Source organism: Novosphingobium aquimarinum (assembly GCF_009746585.1).
GTDB lineage: Bacteria > Pseudomonadota > Alphaproteobacteria > Sphingomonadales > Sphingomonadaceae > Novosphingobium > Novosphingobium aquimarinum.
Genome location: NZ_WRPO01000005.1, coordinates 19,259 through 37,427, shown reverse-complemented (window position 1 = coordinate 37,427; position 18,169 = coordinate 19,259). Strand labels below are relative to the sequence as shown.

The following is an 18,169-nucleotide window of genomic DNA, read 5'->3' as shown; positions in this document are numbered from 1 at the left end:
GATCGTCCCGATCAGAACGGCAGCTTGAAGCCGGGGGGCAGGCCCATACCCTGCTGTGCCTTGGCCATTTCCTCGTTGGCGACGCTGTCCGCCTTGACCCGCGCATCGTTGTAGGCGGCCGCGACGAGATCTTCGAGCATCGCCTTTTCGGAGGGCTGAATCAGGCTGTCGTCGATCGCGACGCCGACCACCCGGCCCTTGGCGGTGCAGCGGATCTTGACCAGCCCGCCGCCCGAAAGCCCTTCGATCTCGATCGCGTCGAGCTTCGACTGGGTTTCCGTCATCTGCTTCTGGATGCTCTCGGCCGCCTGCTGGGCGGCGGCGATCATTTCTTCCATGCTTTTCATCAGCGTCTCCATTTTCCGCGGCCGCCCTGTGCGGCTTCGCGCTCATCTTCGATCAGTTCGGCCTCGGGAAAGGCCGCGAATGCCGCTTCGACCAGCGGCGCGCGGCGGACGGCCTCCGCTCGTGCGGCGCCGGCGGCTTCCTCACGCTCGACCAGAGTCGGCGCGCCCTCGCCCGCGACTCGTTCGACTTGCCAGCGCTCGCCGGTCGCTTGCGCCAGGCCCTCGCGCAATTGCGCGGCGATGTCCTGTGTAAAGCCCGGTGGCTGCGCAAATCTGAGCAGGCCCGGCTCGAGCGTGACGACGCGGACTTGCATGCGCATCACGCCTGCCAGCGAAAGGCTGCCGCGCTGCTCGACGCGATCGACCAGCGCTTCCCAGGCGGTCTCGGACCGCGCGACGGGGGCCGGATCGCTGCCCGCAGGCGTGGGAGCGACTTGCGGAGCGGCGCGCGCCAGCTCCTCCATCCGCCGCGCGAGCTTGCCGGGATCCGGCAAGTCGGCCGCATGGAGGATCCGCAACAAGGCCATCTGCACCGCGACCAGCGGATCGGGCGCCGACTTCACCTCCTCGTGCCCCTTGAGCAGCAATTGCCACATCCGGTGCAACTGCCCGGCCGATAGCCGCTGGGCCCACTCGCCGATCGCATCGCGCTCCTCGGCGGACAAGGCATCGGGCTCCCCGCCGCCGACTTGCGCGACCGTGATGCGGTGCGTCAGATCCATCAGCCCGCGCACCAGCGCGAGCGGATCGACGCCCAGCGCGAATTGCCGCGAGACCAGTTCGAGCACCGCCGCTCCGTTGCCGCCGAGCAGCGCGGCCAGCAACTGGCGCTGCACGCTCTTGTCCGAAAGGCCGAGCATGTCGCGCACGCGCGCCGCCAATACGCGGCCATCGCCGTCGAGATCGGCATGGGCGATGGCCTGATCGAGAATCGAAAGGCCGTCGCGCACCGATCCTTCGGCCGCGGCGGCAACCATCGCCAGCGCCTCGTCCTCGGCACCGACGCCTTCGGCTTCGCAGACGTGGGCGAAATGGTCCGCCAGCATCGGCGCGGGAATGCGGCGCAAGTCGAAACGCTGGCAGCGCGACAGCACCGTCACCGGAAGCTTGTCCACTTCGGTGGTCGCGAAAAGGAACTTCACGTGCGCCGGCGGCTCCTCCAGCGTCTTGAGCAGCGCGTTGAACGCGTTGCGCGAGAGCATGTGGACTTCGTCGACGATGTAGATCTTGTAGCGCGCCGAAACCGCGGCGTAGCGAACCGCCTCGATGATCTCGCGCACGTCGTCGACACCGGTGTTGCTCGCCGCGTCCATCTCGATCACGTCGATGTGACGGCCTTCGGCAATCGCGACGCAGGGCTCGCATACGCCGCAAGGATCGATCGTCGGGCCGCCCTTGCCGTCAGGGCCGATGCAGTTGAGCGCCTTGGCGATGAGCCGCGCAGTCGAAGTCTTGCCGACGCCGCGCACGCCAGTCATCAGAAAGGCATGCGCCAGCCGGTCGCGCTTGATGGCATTGGCCAGCGTGGTGACCATCGCCTCTTGCCCGATCAGCTCGGAGAACGTCTGCGGCCGGTACTTGCGCGCCAGCACGCGATAGGGCTGAGCGGCGGGTTCGGCTGCCCGGACGGGTTCCGTCGGGATCGTCGCGGCCGGTTCAGGAGCCGGAGGAGTCAAATCGGCGGGCGCGGCCTGTTCCTTCACGCGGCTCGCGGGCGGCGGCGCGGGTTCGCCGAACATCGAGGATTGTCCTGCGGCCTCCAGTTCGGCGGCGCTGGGCGAATCGCTCTGATCGCCGTCATCCGGCTCGCCCCCGTCGTTCCAGGGCGGCGTATCGCCGAACATGTCGCCAGAATCGTTGATCGCGTCGTCCATCACCGCGCGAAGGTAGGCCTTCCCGCCGCGCTTGTCAGCGGCGCCGTCCCAATAATGCGCGAGGAAAAGGAGCCGGCCGACCCGCCGCAACCCGTTGTGGCTGCTTCCTTCCGGACCTGACCAGGTTGGCGGACGCAAGCGTCCGACCGACTCCCGGTCGCGCATATGGCGAAGCCGGACGCAGGACGCAAGTGGGCAGGACGCGCGGTGTCAGCGATGCCTGGCGGCACGACTCAGCGAAAGTTGTCTGCGTAAGCCTGGATCTTGAGGCGGCGCGGCGGGGTCGCGTGAACCACGGCCGCGATGCCGTAACGATCCGCATAAGCCTGCGCATCAACCTGGGTCGGAAACGTCAGGCGGATCTGCTGCTTCATATCGCCGGACCCGGCCCAACCCATCAGCGGATCGGGCTGCTTGGCTTCTTCGGGCGCGAACTCGAGGACCCACTGGTCCATCAGCGCCTTGCCCGACTGCATGGCGTTCTTCGGTCGCTGGTAGATGCGTGCACTCATGTCGCCAGCCATGCCCACGAAACGGGCTCCAAATCAAGTCCGTTTGGTGCGTTCGAAGGCATTTCGCGTCTTCAGGCTGGGATCTTCGGTCCAAGGCTCGTCGGGCCAGCGATGGCGCGGATAGCGGCCTTTCATCTCGCGCTGCACGTCGCGCCACGAGCCGCGCCAGAAGCCGGGCAGATCGCGAGTCGACTGGATCGGGCGGCCTGCGGGCGAGGTCAGCTTGAGCAGCAGCGGCTGAGCCGGATGGCCGAATCCGGGATGCGAATCGAGCCCGAACAGCGCCTGCACCCGCACTTCGACCGAAGGCCCCGCCTCGTCGTCGTAGTCGATCGCGTGGCGGGTTCCCGCCGGGCTGACGAATTCGCCCGGCGCAATCCGCTCGATCGCCTGCTGCGCGTCCCAGTCGAGCCGCGCGCGAAGCGCTTCGTGCAGCGCTTGCGAATCGATCGCGGCCAGGCTGCGCACCACCAGCGGAGCGAGCCATTCCTCCACGTTTTCGCGCAGCGCCGCCTCGCTCAACGCCTCCGCCCCGGCATAGGCGGCGCGACGCAGCAGCTTGCGGCTCGCGGGCGAAAAAGGCAGCAGGTCCAGCCCGTAATCGCGCACCCGATCGAGCAGAAACGCGCGCACGGCGTCGGCATCGGGCGCGGGATCGGGTCCGCTCGCGAGCACGATCGCGCCGAGCCGACGTTCGAGCCGCGCTTCGACGCGGCCTTGATCCTCGTTCCAGCGCAGGACCGAACGGCGCTCGATCCGGTCCGCGAACCAGTCCTCCACCTCGCGCGTCTCGAGAGTGAGCCCCGAAAGGATGCGCGCGCCGCGCGCCTGCCCTTGCGCGTCACCGATGACCAGCCACTCGGCAGACGCGAGCGGCGAGGCCGGATCGAGCTGATAGCCACGCCCGCCCGCGCTCAGCCAGGTCTCGCCGCTGCCATCGCGGCGCCGCGCCAGCATGTCGGGATAGCCCAGCGCGAGAAGAACGCCGGGAGGGACGCCGCCCTGCCCGTTCGCATCCGGCTGTCTCGCGTCCTGGCCGAGGAGCCCGAGCGCGCGCCGCTCCCACCCTTGTGCGAGCTTGCGCGCCGCGTCCGCTCGTGCCGACCGATCGCCGCTCCAGCGCGACAACCGGCGCGACAAGTCCGCATCCTGGCCACCCAGCCCGCGTTCCTGCAACAGCAGCGCGAGCCGCGACGCCTGCCGCGCTTCCCCCAGCCGCGCGCCTTCCAGCACCATCACCGCTTGCGCCGGGCTCATCGGCAAGTCCGCCGCTTTCTCGCCCAGCGGAGTGATCCGCGCTTCAGCATCGAGCACACCGAGGCCCTGCAGCGTGCGAGACGCAGCCGCCATCGCCGCGGGCGGCGGCGGATCGAGCCATGCGAGCGCGGCGGGATCGCTATTGCCCCACTTTGCGAGTGTCAGCGCGAGCGGGGCGAGGTCCGAAGTCTCGATTTCCGGCGGATCGAACGCGGCACGCCCGGCGTGGGCGGCTTCTTCCCACAAGCGATAGGCGACGCCCGGCCCCTGCCGCGCCGCGCGGCCGGCGCGCTGGTCGGCCGAGGCGCGACTCGCGCGGTGCGTCACCAGCCGCGTCACGCCCGCCGCCTTGTCGAATTCGGCGCGCCGCGAAAGGCCGGGATCGACGACCACGCGGACGCCATCGAGCGTCAGCGATGTCTCGGCGATCGCCGTCGCCAGCACGATCCGGCGACGGCCTTGCGGATCGCGGCGGATCGCGGCGCGCTGCGCCGACGGATCGCACTGACCGTGAAGCGGCAGGACGAGCGCGCCCGGCAGACGCTGGGTCAAGCGTTCGGCAGTCCGCTCGATCTCGCGCACGCCTGGCAGGAAGGCGAGAATATCGCCCTCCTCCTCGCGCCACGCCGTAAGGATCGCCGTGGCGGTCGCATCCTCGGGACGTTCGCCGGGCGCGGCGCCCAGCCACCGGATCGTGAGCGGATGGGCCTTGCCCTCGCTTTCGATGACCGGCGCCTCGGCGAGCAGCGCGGCAAAGCGCGAGCCGTCGATCGTGGCGGACATCACCAGCAGCCGCAGATCGGGCCGCAGCACTTCGCGACTCTCTATGGCGAGCGCGAGGCCCAGATCGCTGTCGAGGTGGCGCTCGTGCGCTTCGTCGAACAGCACTGCCGAGACGCCGGGCAATTCGGGATCGGCCAGAATGGTGGCAACGAAGATCGCCTCGGTCATCACCAGCACGCGGGTCCGCTCGCTGCGCCGCGTGTCGAGCCGCGTCGCATAGCCGATCGTGCCGCCCGCTTCCTCGCCCAGCGCGGAGGCCATTCGCTCCGCCGCGGCGCGCGCCGCAACTCGCCGGGGGGACAGCAGAATGACGCGGTCGTCGCACCATGGACGGTCGAGCAGAGCGGGGGCCACCGCGGTCGTCTTGCCCGCACCCGGCGGCGCAATCAGGACGGCAACGCCCGATCCATCCAAAGCTTCGAGCAATGACGGCAACACGTGCGTGATGGGAAGCGCGGTCATGGCGAGCCCCTTAGCGGTGCGCGGTCCCCCGCGCCACGGCGGGCTGCAAGGCGGTTAGCGTTAGCCAGGTTTTAACTATCAAAGGCTAATCCACTGCCATCCATGGGGGAGCACCGGATTAGTAGGGGGAACCGGGGACATGACATTGAGACAGGTACTTCGAGTTGCCGCTGGCATCGGCTTTTCGGTTCTGGCGACAATGGTGTTCATGATGATCGTGAGCAGCTTGCCGGGCTACGAAATCCCGGGACGCTTCTTCACGCTCAGCATGGCGTGCGCGGCCAGCGTCTCCGCGCCGGTCACCTTGCTCTTCGTCTATCAGGAAAACCGTATCCGCAAGCTGCATTCAGACCTGGAACGGGCCTATGCCAGTCTCGAGCGCACCGCTCGGACCGATCAGATGACCGGAATTGCCAATCGCGATACCTTCCTGACCAGAGTCTCGTCGCGCCTCGCCTCCCGCGACGGCTGGCTGATCGTCGCCGACGCGGACGATTTCAAGCAGATCAACGATACCTATGGCCATCCCGTCGGCGATCGGGTGATCGCCGCGATCGGCAAGGCGATCCGCGGCTGCGTGCGTGGCAATGACTTGTGCGGGCGCCTCGGCGGCGAGGAATTCGGGATCTTCATCGATTCGGACGATCCGAACGCCGCGCTGGCCGCTGCCGAGCGCATCCGACTGGCCGTTTCCGCGCTTGATTTCGCGGTCGCTCCCGGCCGCTCGATCTCGCCGACCATCAGCCTCGGGTTCGCCCGCGCTGCGAAGGGCCAGCTCGATCAGTCGCTGCGCGATGCAGATGAAGCCTTGTATGCGGCCAAGCGCTCAGGGCGTAACCGCACCGTTCGCCACGATCCCGCGCCTGTGCTTCGCCTCCATACCGCCTGAGACGTTGCGGGACGGCATGCCGGGTTTTCAGTAGCGGCGCGAAACCACGAAACGCGCCGCTTCGACCATCGCCGCGCGGGCTTCGCTCGGCGGGAAACAGGCGATCGCATCGATCGCACGCTGCGCATAGTGCCGCGCCCGCTCCCGAGTGGCGGCCACGGTCTGGTGACGCTCGATCAGCGTCACGGCATGCGCAAGGTCCTCGTCTTCCGCACGGAAGCCGGCGATGGCATCCTGCCAGAAGCGCCGTTCCTCCTCGTTGCCGCGCGCGTAGGCGAGAATGACCGGCAAGGTCATCTTGCCTTCGCGAAAGTCGTCGCCGCGCGCCTTGCCGCTTTCGAAGCTATCCGAATCGTAATCGATCGCGTCGTCGACCAGCTGGAAGGCAATGCCGATATTACGCCCGAAAGCATCGAGCGCCATTTCGTCCGCTTCGCTGCGTTCGGCGACGACTGCGGCGATGCGAGTCGCGGCGGCAAACAGCGCGGCCGTCTTCGAACCGATTATCGAGAGATAGCGCTCCTCGCTCGTCTCGATGTGGCGCTGCGCGGTGAGCTGTTCGACTTCGCCTTCGGAGATGATCGAAGACGCGCGCGACAGGATCTTCAGGACCTTGAGGCTGCCGTCCTCGACCATGAGTTCGAACGCACGCGTAAACAGGAAATCGCCCACGAGCACGGTGGCGGGGTTGCCGTAAACGATGTTCGCGGCGGCCTTGCCGCGCCTGAGATCGGACCCGTCGACCACGTCGTCATGCAGCAGCGTCGCGGTGTGGATGAATTCGACCGCGGCGGCGAGTTTGTGCTGGCGCGTCCCCTGATAACCGCACAGCTCCGCACCGGCCACCGTCAGCATCGGGCGCATGCGCTTGCCACCGCCCGAGATGAGATGGCCCGCAAGCGCCGGAATCAACGGCACCTCGCTCTGCATCCGTTCGAGAATCACCGCATTGACGCGATTCATGCCGGGGGCAGTGAGGGACAGGATCGGATCCAGCGAAGGCTGGCCGTCGCGCGGACGCAAGGCAACGATATCGGCGCTCATTGGCGATGCGCATGGAGCCTGGCGCGAGGCATGGCAAGCCCCCTTGGGGCCAGTTGCCCTTTGCGGCATACCCGTCGTCGTCGCCGTCGCCCTTCGCGCAATTGGCACGCAAGCCGGCCCGTGCTAGCGACGCGCCGCCATGATCGATCCCGCACAAGAACCCGATCCGGTGCTCGCCGGCTACCGCGCCAGCATCGACAACATCGATGCCGCGCTGATCCATATTCTGGCCGAGCGCTTTCGCATCACCAAGGCGGTCGGAGCGTACAAGGCGCAAACCGCGCTCCCGGCATCCGACCCGGGACGCGAAGAGCGGCAGATTGCGCGCCTGCGCAAGCTGGCCGAAGACGCCAATCTCGATCCCGAATTCTCCGAGAAGTTCCTGCGCTTCATCATCCAGGAAGTGATCCGCCATCACGAACAAGCGCGGGCAGGCGAACCGACGGCTTGATCTCGGGTGCTTGACGAGGGCCGCGCTACTTTGTGAACACAAGCTGCGCTGCGAGCGACGAGCCGTGGCCTTCCCGCGACCATGTGGCCCTCGACCGTCTTGAACCGGGGGAACGGCTGCCTGCCTGCACCGTTCTGGCTTCATAACAAGGAAGCAACTGGTCGCAGGAGTCCTGAATATGTCCGGCAACACCGTCACTCTCGTTCTGGCTATTCTCGTAATCGCGCTGATCGCCGCCGCCGTCTTCCTTTGGCAGCGTGGCCGTGCGCGCAGCGACAAGCTGAAAAACCGGTTCGGTCCCGAATACGATCGCACCGTCTCGAACGTCGGTGACGAGCGCAAGGCCGAAGCGATTCTTGCAGAGCGCGAGCGCCGCGTCTCCAAGTACACCATCCGCCCGCTCGATCCGACGATGCGCGATCACTTCGTCGCGACCTGGCAGAAGGTCCAGGCGCAATTCGTCGACGATCCGGCTTACGCGGTGACACGTGCCGACGATCTTCTGGGCGAAGTCATGACCGCGCGCGGTTATCCGATGACCGACTTCGATCACGCCGCCGAAGACCTTTCGGTGGATCACGCAGAAGTCGTGCAGAATTATCGCAAGGGTCACGAGATCAGTGTTCGCCACCGGGCGAGCGAGGCCAGCACCGAAGAGCTTCGCACCGCGATGATCCACTTCCGCGCGCTGTTCGACGACCTCGTCAACGAGCCGGACATGACCGGTCATCACCCGAACATTCAGGAAACCACTCCGAACTGACTCGCGCGCCGAAACCTCGCACGGTCGCTCGGCTCTGAGTATCGCGCCCGAGATCAGGCCGCGGATCGCGGCAGCGCGACTTTCACCAGCAGGCCGCCCAGGTCCTCGCTTTCGTCGAGCTCGACCGTACCGCCGTAAATCTCGGCGACGTCGCGAACGATCGCGAGGCCGAGTCCAGTCCCCGGCTTGCCGGTATCGAGGCGCGCGCCGCGATCGAAAATCCGCTGCCGCGCGCTTTCCGGGATGCCGGCGCCATCGTCCTCGACCCAGATTTCGCAGAAGGCCGGATCGTCGCCGGCATCGACCGTGACGAAAACACTGCCGCCGCCGTACTTCGCCGCGTTCTCGACGAGATTGCCGAGGATCTCCTCCAGATCCTGCTTTTCGAGCGACACCGTCGCCTCGGCATTGCCCGCCAGATCGAAACGCGCGGTCTCGTGCAGCCGTTCCACCGCGCGCAACACGGCTTCGAGACTGGACCAGACGCTGGCGCGCGACATGCCCGCAGCGCGCCGGCCGACCGCCCTGGCTCGCGCGAGATGATGGTCGATCTGGCGACGCATGACGGCAGCTTCGCGAATCACCGTGTCGGCGAGGTCGGGCGACTTCGCCGTCGCCGCGTTCATCACCACCGTCAGCGGCGTCTTGAGCGCGTGAGCCAGGTTCCCCGCATGGGTGCGGGCTTCCTGCGCCTGCTTGTCGGTATGCGCGAGCAGCGCGTTCAGCTCGTCGACCAGCGGCTGCACTTCCTGCGGCAGCGGCTCGTCGAGCCGGCTGGCGCCGGTCTTGCGCATCCGCGAGATGCCGCGCCGGACGTGGCGCAAGGGGAACAGGCCGTACCAGGTCTGCACGCCGGCCATGAGCAGCAGGCCGAAGCCGAGAATGACGAAGGAATAGAGCAGAATCGCGCGGAACGACTTGATCTGATCGTTCAAGTCCTCGCGGCTGGCGGCGACGGTGAACATCCATTCCGTGTCGCTGCCCGGCAGAATGATCGAGCGTTCCATGACGCGCAGTTCCTCGCCCCTGAACTGGCGCGAATCGTAGACGTGCGGCTGAGCGTCGAAGTGATCCTCGGGGGTTTTCAGGCTGCGATCCCACAGCGAGCGCGAGGGAAAATCCTCGTGCCCCGGCGCGTGGATCTGCCAGTAGAGCCCGCTGTTGGGCTCGAGGAAGCGCTGATCGCCGAGCGGGCGGTTGAAGAACACCTCACCGTCCGGGCCGATCTCGGCCGAGCCGATCATGCCGGTGAGCATGTAGCCCAGCTGCTCGTCGAAATTGCGCGTGACCAGCCCGGTCAGCGTCCGATCGAGGGCGACGCCACCGAGCAGCAGCAGGATGCAGATCCACCCCGCCGCGATCAGCATCATGCGCCGCGCGAGCGAGCCGGTGCTGCCTCGCTTGCGACGCGCGCCCGCTACGCTCTCGGGCGTCTCCGCCGGATCCGCGGAATCAGCCGCGGGGAGCGTCGGCGGGATCGTCGAGGCTGTAACCGAGGCCACGGATCGTGGTGATGACGTCGGCACCCAGCTTCTTGCGAATGCGCGTCACGAAGACTTCGATGGTGTTGGAATCACGATCAAAATCCTGATCGTAGATATGTTCAATCAATTCGGTGCGGCTGACGACCTTGCCCTTGTGGTGCATCAGGTAGGACAGCAGCTTGTACTCCTGCGCCGTCAGCTTGACCGGCTCGCCCGCGAGCGTGACGCGGCCCGACCGCGTATCGAGCCGCACGTCGCCGGCAGTCAGTTCGCTGGAGGTATTGCCCGAAGCGCGCCGAATCAGGGCGCGCAGCCGCGCGATCAGCTCTTCGGTCTGGAACGGCTTGGCGAGATAATCGTCGGCACCCGCGTCGAGCCCCGCGACCTTGTCGGACCAGCTGTCGCGCGCGGTCAGCACCAGGACGGGGAAATTGCGGTTCTCCCGCCGCCACATGCCGAGCACGGTCAAACCATCAATCTCGGGCAAGCCGAGATCGAGGATCACCGCGTCGTATTCCTCGGTCGAACCCAGAAAATGCCCGTCCTCGCCATCCACCGACAAGTCGACCGCGTAACCGTTCTGCTCGAGTGTGGTCTTGAGCTGGTTGCCGAGCGTTGGTTCATCCTCGACGATCAGGATGCGCAACTGAACATCTCCCCTATGTGCATTCTTGCCGAAATGGGGGGAAACGGCCGCCGAATCAAGCGACCTGCTTCGGCGCCGCCCTTAACGGGTCTGCGAAAGGACCCGCCCCGTGCGCGCATCGACATCGACGAAGTAGACCTTCCCCTTGTCGATGAACTTGAGCCTGTAAGCCATCGCCGCCGGGTCGTATTCCGGACCCAGGTACTGCATGCCAGACATGCGCGGCACGATTTGCCGCTCAATATCGCGTAGCGAGCGCACGTTGCCTGCTTCGCGTTCGCGACGCACCTCGCCTTGTTCACCTCCCTTGTCCGCATGGGCGGGAACGAGCGGAAGCGCCATCGAGAGCGCGAGAAGAGCAGTCCAGTATTTCATGATGCCGGGATGCATAAGCATCTGGCATTGAACAAGCACTGAATAGAGCGACCAGCATGGCTTCAGGCGATCACCGCGTCATTTCGTACTTCGCGAGGATGGTCGCGGTGGTGGCGACCTGACCCGGTTCGACAGGCGAGACGTCCTTACGCGACGCCGTCACGACGATCGGACTGGGAACATCGCCCCCAAAAACCTGGCTTTGCACGTTCTCCGAAACTTCGAGCAGTTTCACACCGGCAAAGCCTGCGCGCCGCGCGTAGTCCATGGCCAGCGTGCGGGCTTCGTCGAAAGCGAGGCCGCGCGCCTCGCGTTTCTGGGTCGCATCGTTTTCAAGGCGGAAACTGGGGCCAAAGAAGTTGTTCGCGCCGCCATCGGCCATCGCGTCGATCACCGCGCCCATGCGCTCGATGTCGCGGACCGTCACGGTCACCTGATTGCTGGCGTCATAGCCGACGAAGCGAGGCTCCTGGCCGTTATTGTAATGCGCGTATTGGACATTCAGGTTGAAGTTCGAAGTTTGGATGTCCTCGCTTCTGATTCCTGCCGCGCGGATGCGTTCGATCAGCGCATTCATCTTGCGTGCGTTCGATTGCAGCGCGCCCTTCGCGGTGGGCTCGCGCGTGGTCACGCCGGTGCCGATCGTGCCGATGTCGGGCTTGGCCATCACCGATTTGCTGACGCCGATCTCCACCACCGGACCTTCGCTTGTGATCTGCACTTCGGCCGCGCGCGCCATGATCGGGGCGGCAAGCGGGCTGGCGGCGGCGAGCAGAAGCAGGACAGCGGTTCTCATTAGGCACTTTCGCTTTGGCAAGGGGACCTCAAAAACGCCGCTCCAGTCGCCCGGTTCCCTGGTGTTCTGCGTCGCATCGCTTGCCAAGCCGACCATCCCGCTTGTATCGGCGCTTCCATGGCGACACCACCGATCCTCAGCTGGGAGGGCCTCGGCCTGATCCAGGGCTCGGGCTGGCTCTTCCAGGACCTTGACCTGCACATCGGCCTGCGCGACCGGCTCGCGCTGATCGGACGCAACGGCGCGGGCAAGACGACCCTGCTCAAACTGATCGCGGATCAGGTCGAGGCGGACCGGGGCAAGCGCTCGGTACAGCCGGGCACCAAGGTCGTGACGCTGGAACAGGACCCGTTCTTCACCGGCTACGACACCCTGCTCGATTTCACCCTGTCGGGTGACGACGCGCCGCCGCAGCACGCGGTCGAGGCCATCGCCGATCAGCTCGGCATAGACTTGTCGCGCGAAGCGGACAGCGCCAGCGGTGGCGAGCGGCGCCGCGCCGCCTTGTGCCGCGCGCTCGCCTCCGAGCCCGACCTGCTGCTGCTCGACGAGCCGACCAACCACCTCGACATCGCCGCGATCGACTGGCTCGAATCTTGGCTGCTGCGCTATGCGGGCGCGTTCGTCGTCATCAGCCACGACCGCACGTTCCTCACACGGCTGACCAAGTCGACACTGTGGCTCGATCGCGGCAGCTTGCGCCGCAAGGACGTGGGCTTTGGCGGCTACGATGCCTGGGAAGAGCAAGTCTACGCCGAGGAAACCCGCGCGGCCGAAAAGCTCGACGCGCGGCTCAAGCTCGAAGCACACTGGCTCGAGCGTGGCGTCACCGCACGGCGCAAGCGCAACCAGGGCCGGCTCGAGAAGCTATGGGAAATGCGCGCCCAGCGTGCCGCGATGATGAGCCCGCAAGGCGCGGCCAAGCTCGCCATCGTTGCCGACGATACCAAGACCAAGTCGGTGATCGTCGCCGAACACGTCACCAAGCGCTTCGATGACCGGACCCTCATCCGCGACTTCAACTTGCGCATCCAGCGCGGCGATCGGATTGGTCTGGTCGGCGCCAACGGCTCGGGCAAGACCACGCTGCTGCGCATCCTCACCGGCGAACTCGAGCCTGACGAGGGTGAGGTCATGCTGGCCAAGACGCTCGTCGGCACCGTGATCGATCAGCAGCGCAGCTTGCTCTCGCCGGAAAAGAAGCTGCGCGACGTGCTGGCCGAAGGCGGTGACTGGATCGACGTGCGGGGCGTGAGGAAGCACGTGCAGGGCTACCTCAAGGAATTCCTGTTCGACCCCGGACTGGTCGATGCCAAAGTCGGCACGCTGTCGGGCGGTGAGCGTTCGCGTCTGCTGCTGGCGCGCGAATTTGCGCGAATGTCGAACCTGCTCGTGCTCGACGAGCCGACCAACGACCTCGATCTCGAAACGCTCGATTTGCTGCAGGAAGTCATCGCCGATTACGACGGCACCGTGCTGATCGTCAGCCACGACCGCGACTTCCTCGACAAGACGGTCACGGTGACACTGGGCCTCGACGGGTCCGGCACGGTCGATATCATCGCGGGCGGCTATGCCGACTGGGAAGCCAAGCGCAAGACGCGCAATCAGCCAGGGAAGTCGGACAAGAAGGACAATGCGCCGGCCCCCGCCCCGCCCAAGCCCAAAAGCACCAAGCTCAGCTACAAGGATCAACGCGACTACGATCTGCTGCCCGCGCGGATCGAGGAGATCGACGCCGCGATCGCGCGCGACGAAGCCGCGCTGGCCGACCCCGATCTCTACACCAAGGATCCGGAGCGCTTCGCCAAGCTCACTGAAGCGCTGGACAAGAGCCGCGCCGAAAAGGACGCCGCCGAGGAACGCTGGCTCGAACTCGCGGAGCTGGTCGAAGGCTGAGCTGGCGCGGCGGGCCTCCCGCCGCGCGATGGAAGCCTGCCTTGGCACACGGGCATGGGCCGAAAGCGTCGGTGGCTGAACTCTTGGCAAGCGACCATGCCTGCCCCAAGATGCCGCCAATTGCCGCAGGGGGAACTCGACCAATGACTGGACTACAATCGCGTGCATGGCGGGCCGCCGCCCTCGTTTCGCTGGCGCTGACGACCGCGCCGGTCGCAATGGCGCAGGATATCGGCCAAGCCGTGTCCGCCGATTATGACGCCAAGCTCGAGGCGCTGTTCCTCGATTTCCACCAGCATCCCGAGCTTTCCAACATGGAAACGCGCACCGCCGGCATCATCGCCAAGGAACTGCGGGCAGCAGGCGCCGAAGTGACCGAAGGCGTCGGCGGCACCGGTGTGGTCGGTGTGATGCGCAACGGCGCCGGACCGACGGTGCTGGTCCGCGCGGATATGGACGGCTTGCCGCTCGCCGAGCAGAGCGGGCTCGCCTACGCCTCGAAAGTGACTCAAGTCGATGGCGATGGCGTCGAACGACCAGTGATGCATGCCTGCGGCCATGACGTGCACATCACCTCGCTGATCGGCACCGCGCGGCGGCTGGCGGCGATGAAGGATCGCTGGTCGGGCACCGTCGTGTTCATTGGCCAGCCTGCCGAAGAACGCGTCGCCGGCGCCGAAAAGATGCTCGAGGACGGCCTCTACAAGCGCTTCCCCAAGCCCGACATGGCGCTCGCCTTCCACGTCGGCGCGCCGCTCGCGACGGGCAAGATCGAGATCGCGCCGGGCCTCACGGCATCGAGCTCGGACTCTGTCGACATCACCATCCACGGCGTCGGCACGCACGGCGCCTATCCGCATGCCGGCAAGGACCCGATCGTGATGGGCGCCGAGATCATCATGGCGCTGCAGACGATTGTCTCGCGCGAGATCTCCCCGCTCCAGCCTGCCGTCGTCACGGTCGGCTCGTTCCATTCGGGCACCAAGCACAACATCATCTCCGACCGCGCCGAGCTGCAGCTCACCGTCCGCTCCAACGACAACGCCGTGCGCGACACGCTGATCGCCGCGATCGAGCGGATCGCTAAGGGCGTCGGGCGGATGAACGGCTTGCCGGAGGAGATGCTGCCCGAGGTCAAGGTCATCGAATCGACCAAGGTCACGATGAACGATCCCGCACTGACCGAACGCGTCGAGCAAGCCTTCGCCACGCATTTCGGCAAGGACGCGCTCGTCACCGATTCGCCGCAGACCGGCATGGGCGCGGAAGACTTCGGCGCCTTCGTGATGCCCAATACCGATGTTCCGGGCCTCTACTTCAACGTCGGCGGCACCCCGCAGGCCGAACTCGATGCGCTGGAAAAGGCCGGCAAGCCCGAACCCGCGCACCATTCGCCGACCTTCAAGATCGCGCCCCGCGCCTCGGTCACGCTCGGCACCGAGGCCATGACCGTGGCGGTGCTGGACTTGCTCTCACCGAAGGCGGTGGCGGCGAACTGATCGGCCCTTCTCGTCGTGATTAATCCCTCGCGGGGTGAAACTTCTCGGTGTCGCTGCGGTTGAATGGTCTTCGGGAGCTCAGTCCCGCCGATGCCATTCAGGAGACCGCATGCAACCGCCCCTTCGTTACAGTCCCAACGTCGAAGTCATCGAGGAGAACGAAAAGGAAGTCGTCGACGAACTCTGCGACACCTTCGACACGATCCTCGAGACGACCGCAAAGGACTATGGGCACGCCGTCAGAGCGGTCCACGCCAAGGCGCATGGCGTGCTCGAGGGCCAGCTGACGATCGATGACAACCTGCCGCCCGAGCTCGCCCAGGGCCTCTTCGCCAAGCCCGGCGTTCACAAGGTTCTTGCCCGGATCTCGACCAATCCGGGCGACATCCTGAGCGACAAGATTTCGCTGCCGCGCGGGCTCGCGATCAAAGTGCACGATGTCGAGGGTGAGCGACTTCCCGGCGCGGAAGGCACCGCGCAGGACTTCGTGATGGTGAACAGCCCGGTTTTCATGGCGACGAGCGCCAAGAAGTTTCTCGGCAACCTCAAGTTGCTCGCCCAGACCACCGATCGCATGGAAGGCGCCAAGGTCGCGCTGTCCACGGTGCTGCGGGGCCTCAATTCGGCGCTGGGCAAGGTCGGCATTGAGACGAGCGCGCTCGACGGACTGGGCGGCGCACGCAACGTCGATCCGCTGGGCGAAACTTATTATTCGACGACCCCGTTCCGCTATGGCGACTACATCGCCAAGTTCAGCCTGGTTCCGGTGTCACCCGAATTGATCGCCTTGTCGGGCGACGAGGTGGACGCCTCCGATGACGACGATGCCATCCGCACCCGCGTCCGCAAGGACATGCAGACGATCGACGGGACCTGGGAACTGCGCGTGCAGTTGTGCCGCGATCTCGATAAGCAGCCGGTCGAGGATCCGACCGTCGAATGGAGCGAGGAGGATACGCCGGCGCAACGCGTCGCCGTTCTCACGCTACCGCATCAGGACAGCTGGGAGGAGGATCGCGTCAAGCAGCTGAACGACGAGATGCGCTTTTCGGTCTGGACGGGTCTCGCCGCCCACCAGCCGCTCGGCAACGTCAATCGCGCGCGCAAGCCGGTCTACGAACACTCGTCCGGATTTCGCCAACGCTTCAACGGCTGCCCGATCCACGAGCCCAACGGGACTGCCTGATCCGGCAGCCCCGCCCGGGCTCGTGCCTCGTGTCCGGGATCAGGACTTCAAACGCTCCGCGATGCGCTGATCCACCCGCCGCTCGAGCAGTTCGAGCGGCATCAGCCCTTCGGTCAGGATCTCGTGGAACCACGGCAGGCTGAACTTGTCGCCCAGCTTCGCCTGCGCGCGCTGGCGCAGTTCCAGCCACTTGTTGTGGCCGATCTTGTAGCTGCACGCCTGCCCCGGCGTGACGCAGTAGCGCTGGATTTCGCTGAGGCTGCGGCCCTGCGTCAGCCCGACGTTGTCGATGAAGTACTGCGTCGCCCGCTCGCGGCTCCAGCGCTTCGAATGGATGCCGGTATCGACCACCAGCCGCGCGGCGCGGAACAGGAACGACTGGAGATAGCCTACCCGTTCGATGTCCTCGTAGCCGCCCAGTTCGTCGGCGAGTTGCTCGGAATAGAGCGCCCAGCCCTCACCGTAGGCGGAAATGAACAGCGTGCGCAGCAGAAGCGGCGTGCCTTCGGCATTGCCGGCGTAGCTCAGCTGCAAGTGATGGCCGGGAACGCCCTCGTGATAGGTCAGCGAGGGGAGCTGATAGCGCGGGCGGTCCTTGGTGTCCCTGAGGTTGATCCAGTAGATCGCCGGGCGCGAACCATCGAGCGGCGCACGATAGTAGTAGCCGTTGGATGCGCCCTCCTCGATCTCGGGCGGCACGCGCCGGATTTCGAGCGGCTCGTTGGGCACATCGGCGAACGCCCGCGGCAACCGCGCCTGCATGCCCTGGTAGCTCTTGTTGAGGTCGGCGAGCATCGCCGCGCGGCCCTCGTCGGTATTGGCATAGAGCTGGTCGGGGCTGGTGTTGAGCGCGGTGAGCTTGTCGCCCACGGTCGCGCCCGTCATGCCGCGACGCGTCAGGATTTCACTGAGCTGCGCGCTGATCTGTGCCACTTGCTCCAGGCCGATGCGGTGGACCTCGTCCGGCGAAAGGTCGGTGGTGATGCTGTCGCGCAAGGCCGCCGCGTAGAGCGCTTCGCCTTGCGGCAGCCGCCACACGCCATCGCCCTCGGGAGTCTGCCCGTGCAAGTCTTCGAGCAGCGCATATTGCCGGTCGAGCGCGGGATAAACTTCGCTCTCGACGATCTTCGCCGCGCGTGTGCGCCAGTCACCGGCGATGTCCTTCGCCTGCGCCCGCTCCGCCAGCGAATCGACGAGGCCCGAACTCGCCGCCGGCTGTTCGCGCAGCGTGCGCATCTGCTTCATCGCGAGGTCGAGCGACCAGCCCGGCGCGATAATGCCGCGCGGCGCGATCGACCGCTGATAGGCACTTTCCTCGTCCAGCACGCGCGCGAACTCCGAAAGCCGCGAGAGATAGGCCTCGGCGTCGGCCGGGGTTTCCACCGTGTGCTGCGTGTTGAGGAAGTCGGGGACTGAGAAGTAGGCCCCGCCGCGCTGGGTGATCGGATAGGGATTGCGCACCGAGCGCAAATCGAACGGTTCGGAAATCAGGCGCTGACGAAAGACCCAGGCCGCGACGTCGCGCTGGTTGCGCGCCATCGTGCCGAGTCCGGCGGCATCGATCGCCTCGATCCGTGCGAGCGCCTGCTTGTTGAAAGCGACGCGCCTAGCATACGCCGCGTCGCTTTCGTCGTCGAGCTGCGCCTTCAAGGGCGCCCGCGCGCCCTTGTCGAGACCGTAGCTCGTCGCGGCTTCGGGCGACATGTCGATGCCCTGCTCGAACAGATTGTCGAGCAGGCGGGCGAGGTCGGCTTCGGTGGAGGTGGCGGAAGAGGTTGCGGCCAGGGCCTGGAAGGGCCCGGCCGCGGACACGGCCATGACGCTGGCAGTGGTGGCGAGAAAATCGCGACGCTTCATATTAGTTGCTCAGCTCCGAAATCTTGTTTCGGCCATCGTGCCCGC

16 protein-coding genes and 1 other RNA gene are annotated in these 18,169 nt (G+C 66.2%); 6 read left to right on the top strand and 11 right to left on the bottom strand.

The features are described from left to right. Positions 1-11: 11 nt before the first annotated feature. The 5 genes from GQO94_RS07015 to hrpB form a co-directional block, all read right to left on the bottom strand. Positions 12-347 carry a YbaB/EbfC family nucleoid-associated protein gene (locus GQO94_RS07015; protein WP_156840478.1) on the bottom strand — a complete coding sequence of 112 codons (336 nt, stop codon included), beginning with the start codon at positions 345-347 and terminating at the stop codon, positions 12-14. Beyond that, positions 347-2,191, bottom strand: coding sequence for a DNA polymerase III subunit gamma/tau (locus GQO94_RS07010; protein ID WP_156840645.1), 1,845 nt, complete (start codon positions 2,189-2,191; stop codon positions 347-349). The genes GQO94_RS07015 and GQO94_RS07010 overlap by 1 nt, the downstream gene beginning before the upstream one ends. Before the next feature lie 92 nt (positions 2,192-2,283). Then, an RNA gene (ffs, locus tag GQO94_RS07005) (signal recognition particle sRNA small type) lies at positions 2,284-2,378 on the bottom strand. A 76-nt stretch (positions 2,379-2,454) separates the two neighbouring features. Further along, positions 2,455-2,733: an ETC complex I subunit gene (locus GQO94_RS07000; protein ID WP_156840477.1), complete on the bottom strand. Its 279-nt coding sequence runs from the start codon at positions 2,731-2,733 to the stop codon at positions 2,455-2,457. Between the two features lie 33 nt (positions 2,734-2,766). Beyond that, positions 2,767-5,235 carry an ATP-dependent helicase HrpB gene (gene hrpB, locus GQO94_RS06995; protein ID WP_156840476.1) on the bottom strand — a complete coding sequence of 823 codons (2,469 nt, stop codon included), beginning with the start codon at positions 5,233-5,235 and terminating at the stop codon, positions 2,767-2,769. A 139-nt stretch (positions 5,236-5,374) separates the two neighbouring features. Between hrpB and GQO94_RS06990 the strand changes: the two genes are divergently transcribed. Next, positions 5,375-6,124, top strand: coding sequence for a GGDEF domain-containing protein (locus tag GQO94_RS06990; RefSeq protein WP_156840475.1), 750 nt, complete (start codon positions 5,375-5,377; stop codon positions 6,122-6,124). A gap of 27 nt (positions 6,125-6,151) precedes the next feature. On the opposite strand, the gene GQO94_RS06985 is transcribed toward GQO94_RS06990, so the two are convergent. Next, a complete protein-coding gene (locus GQO94_RS06985) occupies positions 6,152-7,168 on the bottom strand; it encodes a polyprenyl synthetase family protein (RefSeq protein WP_156840474.1) in 1,017 nt (338 codons plus the stop codon). Positions 7,169-7,307: 139 nt separating this feature from the next. Between GQO94_RS06985 and GQO94_RS06980 the strand changes: the two genes are divergently transcribed. Together GQO94_RS06980 and GQO94_RS06975 are read left to right on the top strand one after the other, a co-directional pair. Next, positions 7,308-7,619 carry a chorismate mutase gene (locus tag GQO94_RS06980; protein ID WP_156840473.1) on the top strand — a complete coding sequence of 104 codons (312 nt, stop codon included), beginning with the start codon at positions 7,308-7,310 and terminating at the stop codon, positions 7,617-7,619. 178 nt (positions 7,620-7,797) lie between these two features. Further along, positions 7,798-8,382, top strand: a complete 585-nt coding sequence (locus GQO94_RS06975; RefSeq protein WP_156840472.1) for a hypothetical protein — start codon at positions 7,798-7,800, stop codon at positions 8,380-8,382. 53 nt (positions 8,383-8,435) lie between these two features. On the opposite strand, the gene GQO94_RS06970 is transcribed toward GQO94_RS06975, so the two are convergent. The 4 genes from GQO94_RS06970 to GQO94_RS06955 form a co-directional block, all read right to left on the bottom strand. Beyond that, positions 8,436-9,752, bottom strand: coding sequence for a sensor histidine kinase (locus GQO94_RS06970; RefSeq protein WP_156840644.1), 1,317 nt, complete (start codon positions 9,750-9,752; stop codon positions 8,436-8,438). Between the two features lie 82 nt (positions 9,753-9,834). After that, positions 9,835-10,512 (bottom strand): response regulator transcription factor, encoded by a 678-nt coding sequence (locus GQO94_RS06965; RefSeq protein ID WP_156840471.1) that lies wholly within the window; start codon positions 10,510-10,512, stop codon positions 9,835-9,837. 81 nt (positions 10,513-10,593) lie between these two features. Next, on the bottom strand, positions 10,594-10,887 hold the full coding sequence (locus GQO94_RS06960; protein ID WP_156840470.1) for a PepSY domain-containing protein: 294 nt from the start codon (positions 10,885-10,887) through the stop codon (positions 10,594-10,596). 70 nt (positions 10,888-10,957) lie between these two features. Further along, positions 10,958-11,683 (bottom strand): SIMPL domain-containing protein, encoded by a 726-nt coding sequence (locus GQO94_RS06955; RefSeq protein WP_198045856.1) that lies wholly within the window; start codon positions 11,681-11,683, stop codon positions 10,958-10,960. Between the two features lie 117 nt (positions 11,684-11,800). Here GQO94_RS06955 and GQO94_RS06950 point away from each other — a divergent pair, with 117 nt between their 5' ends. The 3 genes from GQO94_RS06950 (at position 11,801) to GQO94_RS06940 (ending at position 16,267) form a co-directional block, all read left to right on the top strand. Then, the gene (locus GQO94_RS06950) at positions 11,801-13,582 is read left to right on the top strand and encodes an ABC-F family ATP-binding cassette domain-containing protein (protein ID WP_156840468.1); all 1,782 of its coding nucleotides are present in this window, start codon (positions 11,801-11,803) and stop codon (positions 13,580-13,582) included. A 143-nt stretch (positions 13,583-13,725) separates the two neighbouring features. Continuing rightward, a complete protein-coding gene (locus tag GQO94_RS06945) occupies positions 13,726-15,081 on the top strand; it encodes an amidohydrolase (protein WP_156840467.1) in 1,356 nt (451 codons plus the stop codon). Positions 15,082-15,190: 109 nt separating this feature from the next. Continuing rightward, the gene (locus tag GQO94_RS06940) at positions 15,191-16,267 is read left to right on the top strand and encodes a catalase family protein (protein WP_156840466.1); all 1,077 of its coding nucleotides are present in this window, start codon (positions 15,191-15,193) and stop codon (positions 16,265-16,267) included. 39 nt (positions 16,268-16,306) lie between these two features. Here GQO94_RS06940 and GQO94_RS06935 read toward each other — a convergent pair whose 3' ends face one another. Next, positions 16,307-18,124, bottom strand: coding sequence for a DUF885 domain-containing protein (locus GQO94_RS06935; protein ID WP_156840465.1), 1,818 nt, complete (start codon positions 18,122-18,124; stop codon positions 16,307-16,309). Positions 18,125-18,169 lie beyond the last annotated feature (45 nt).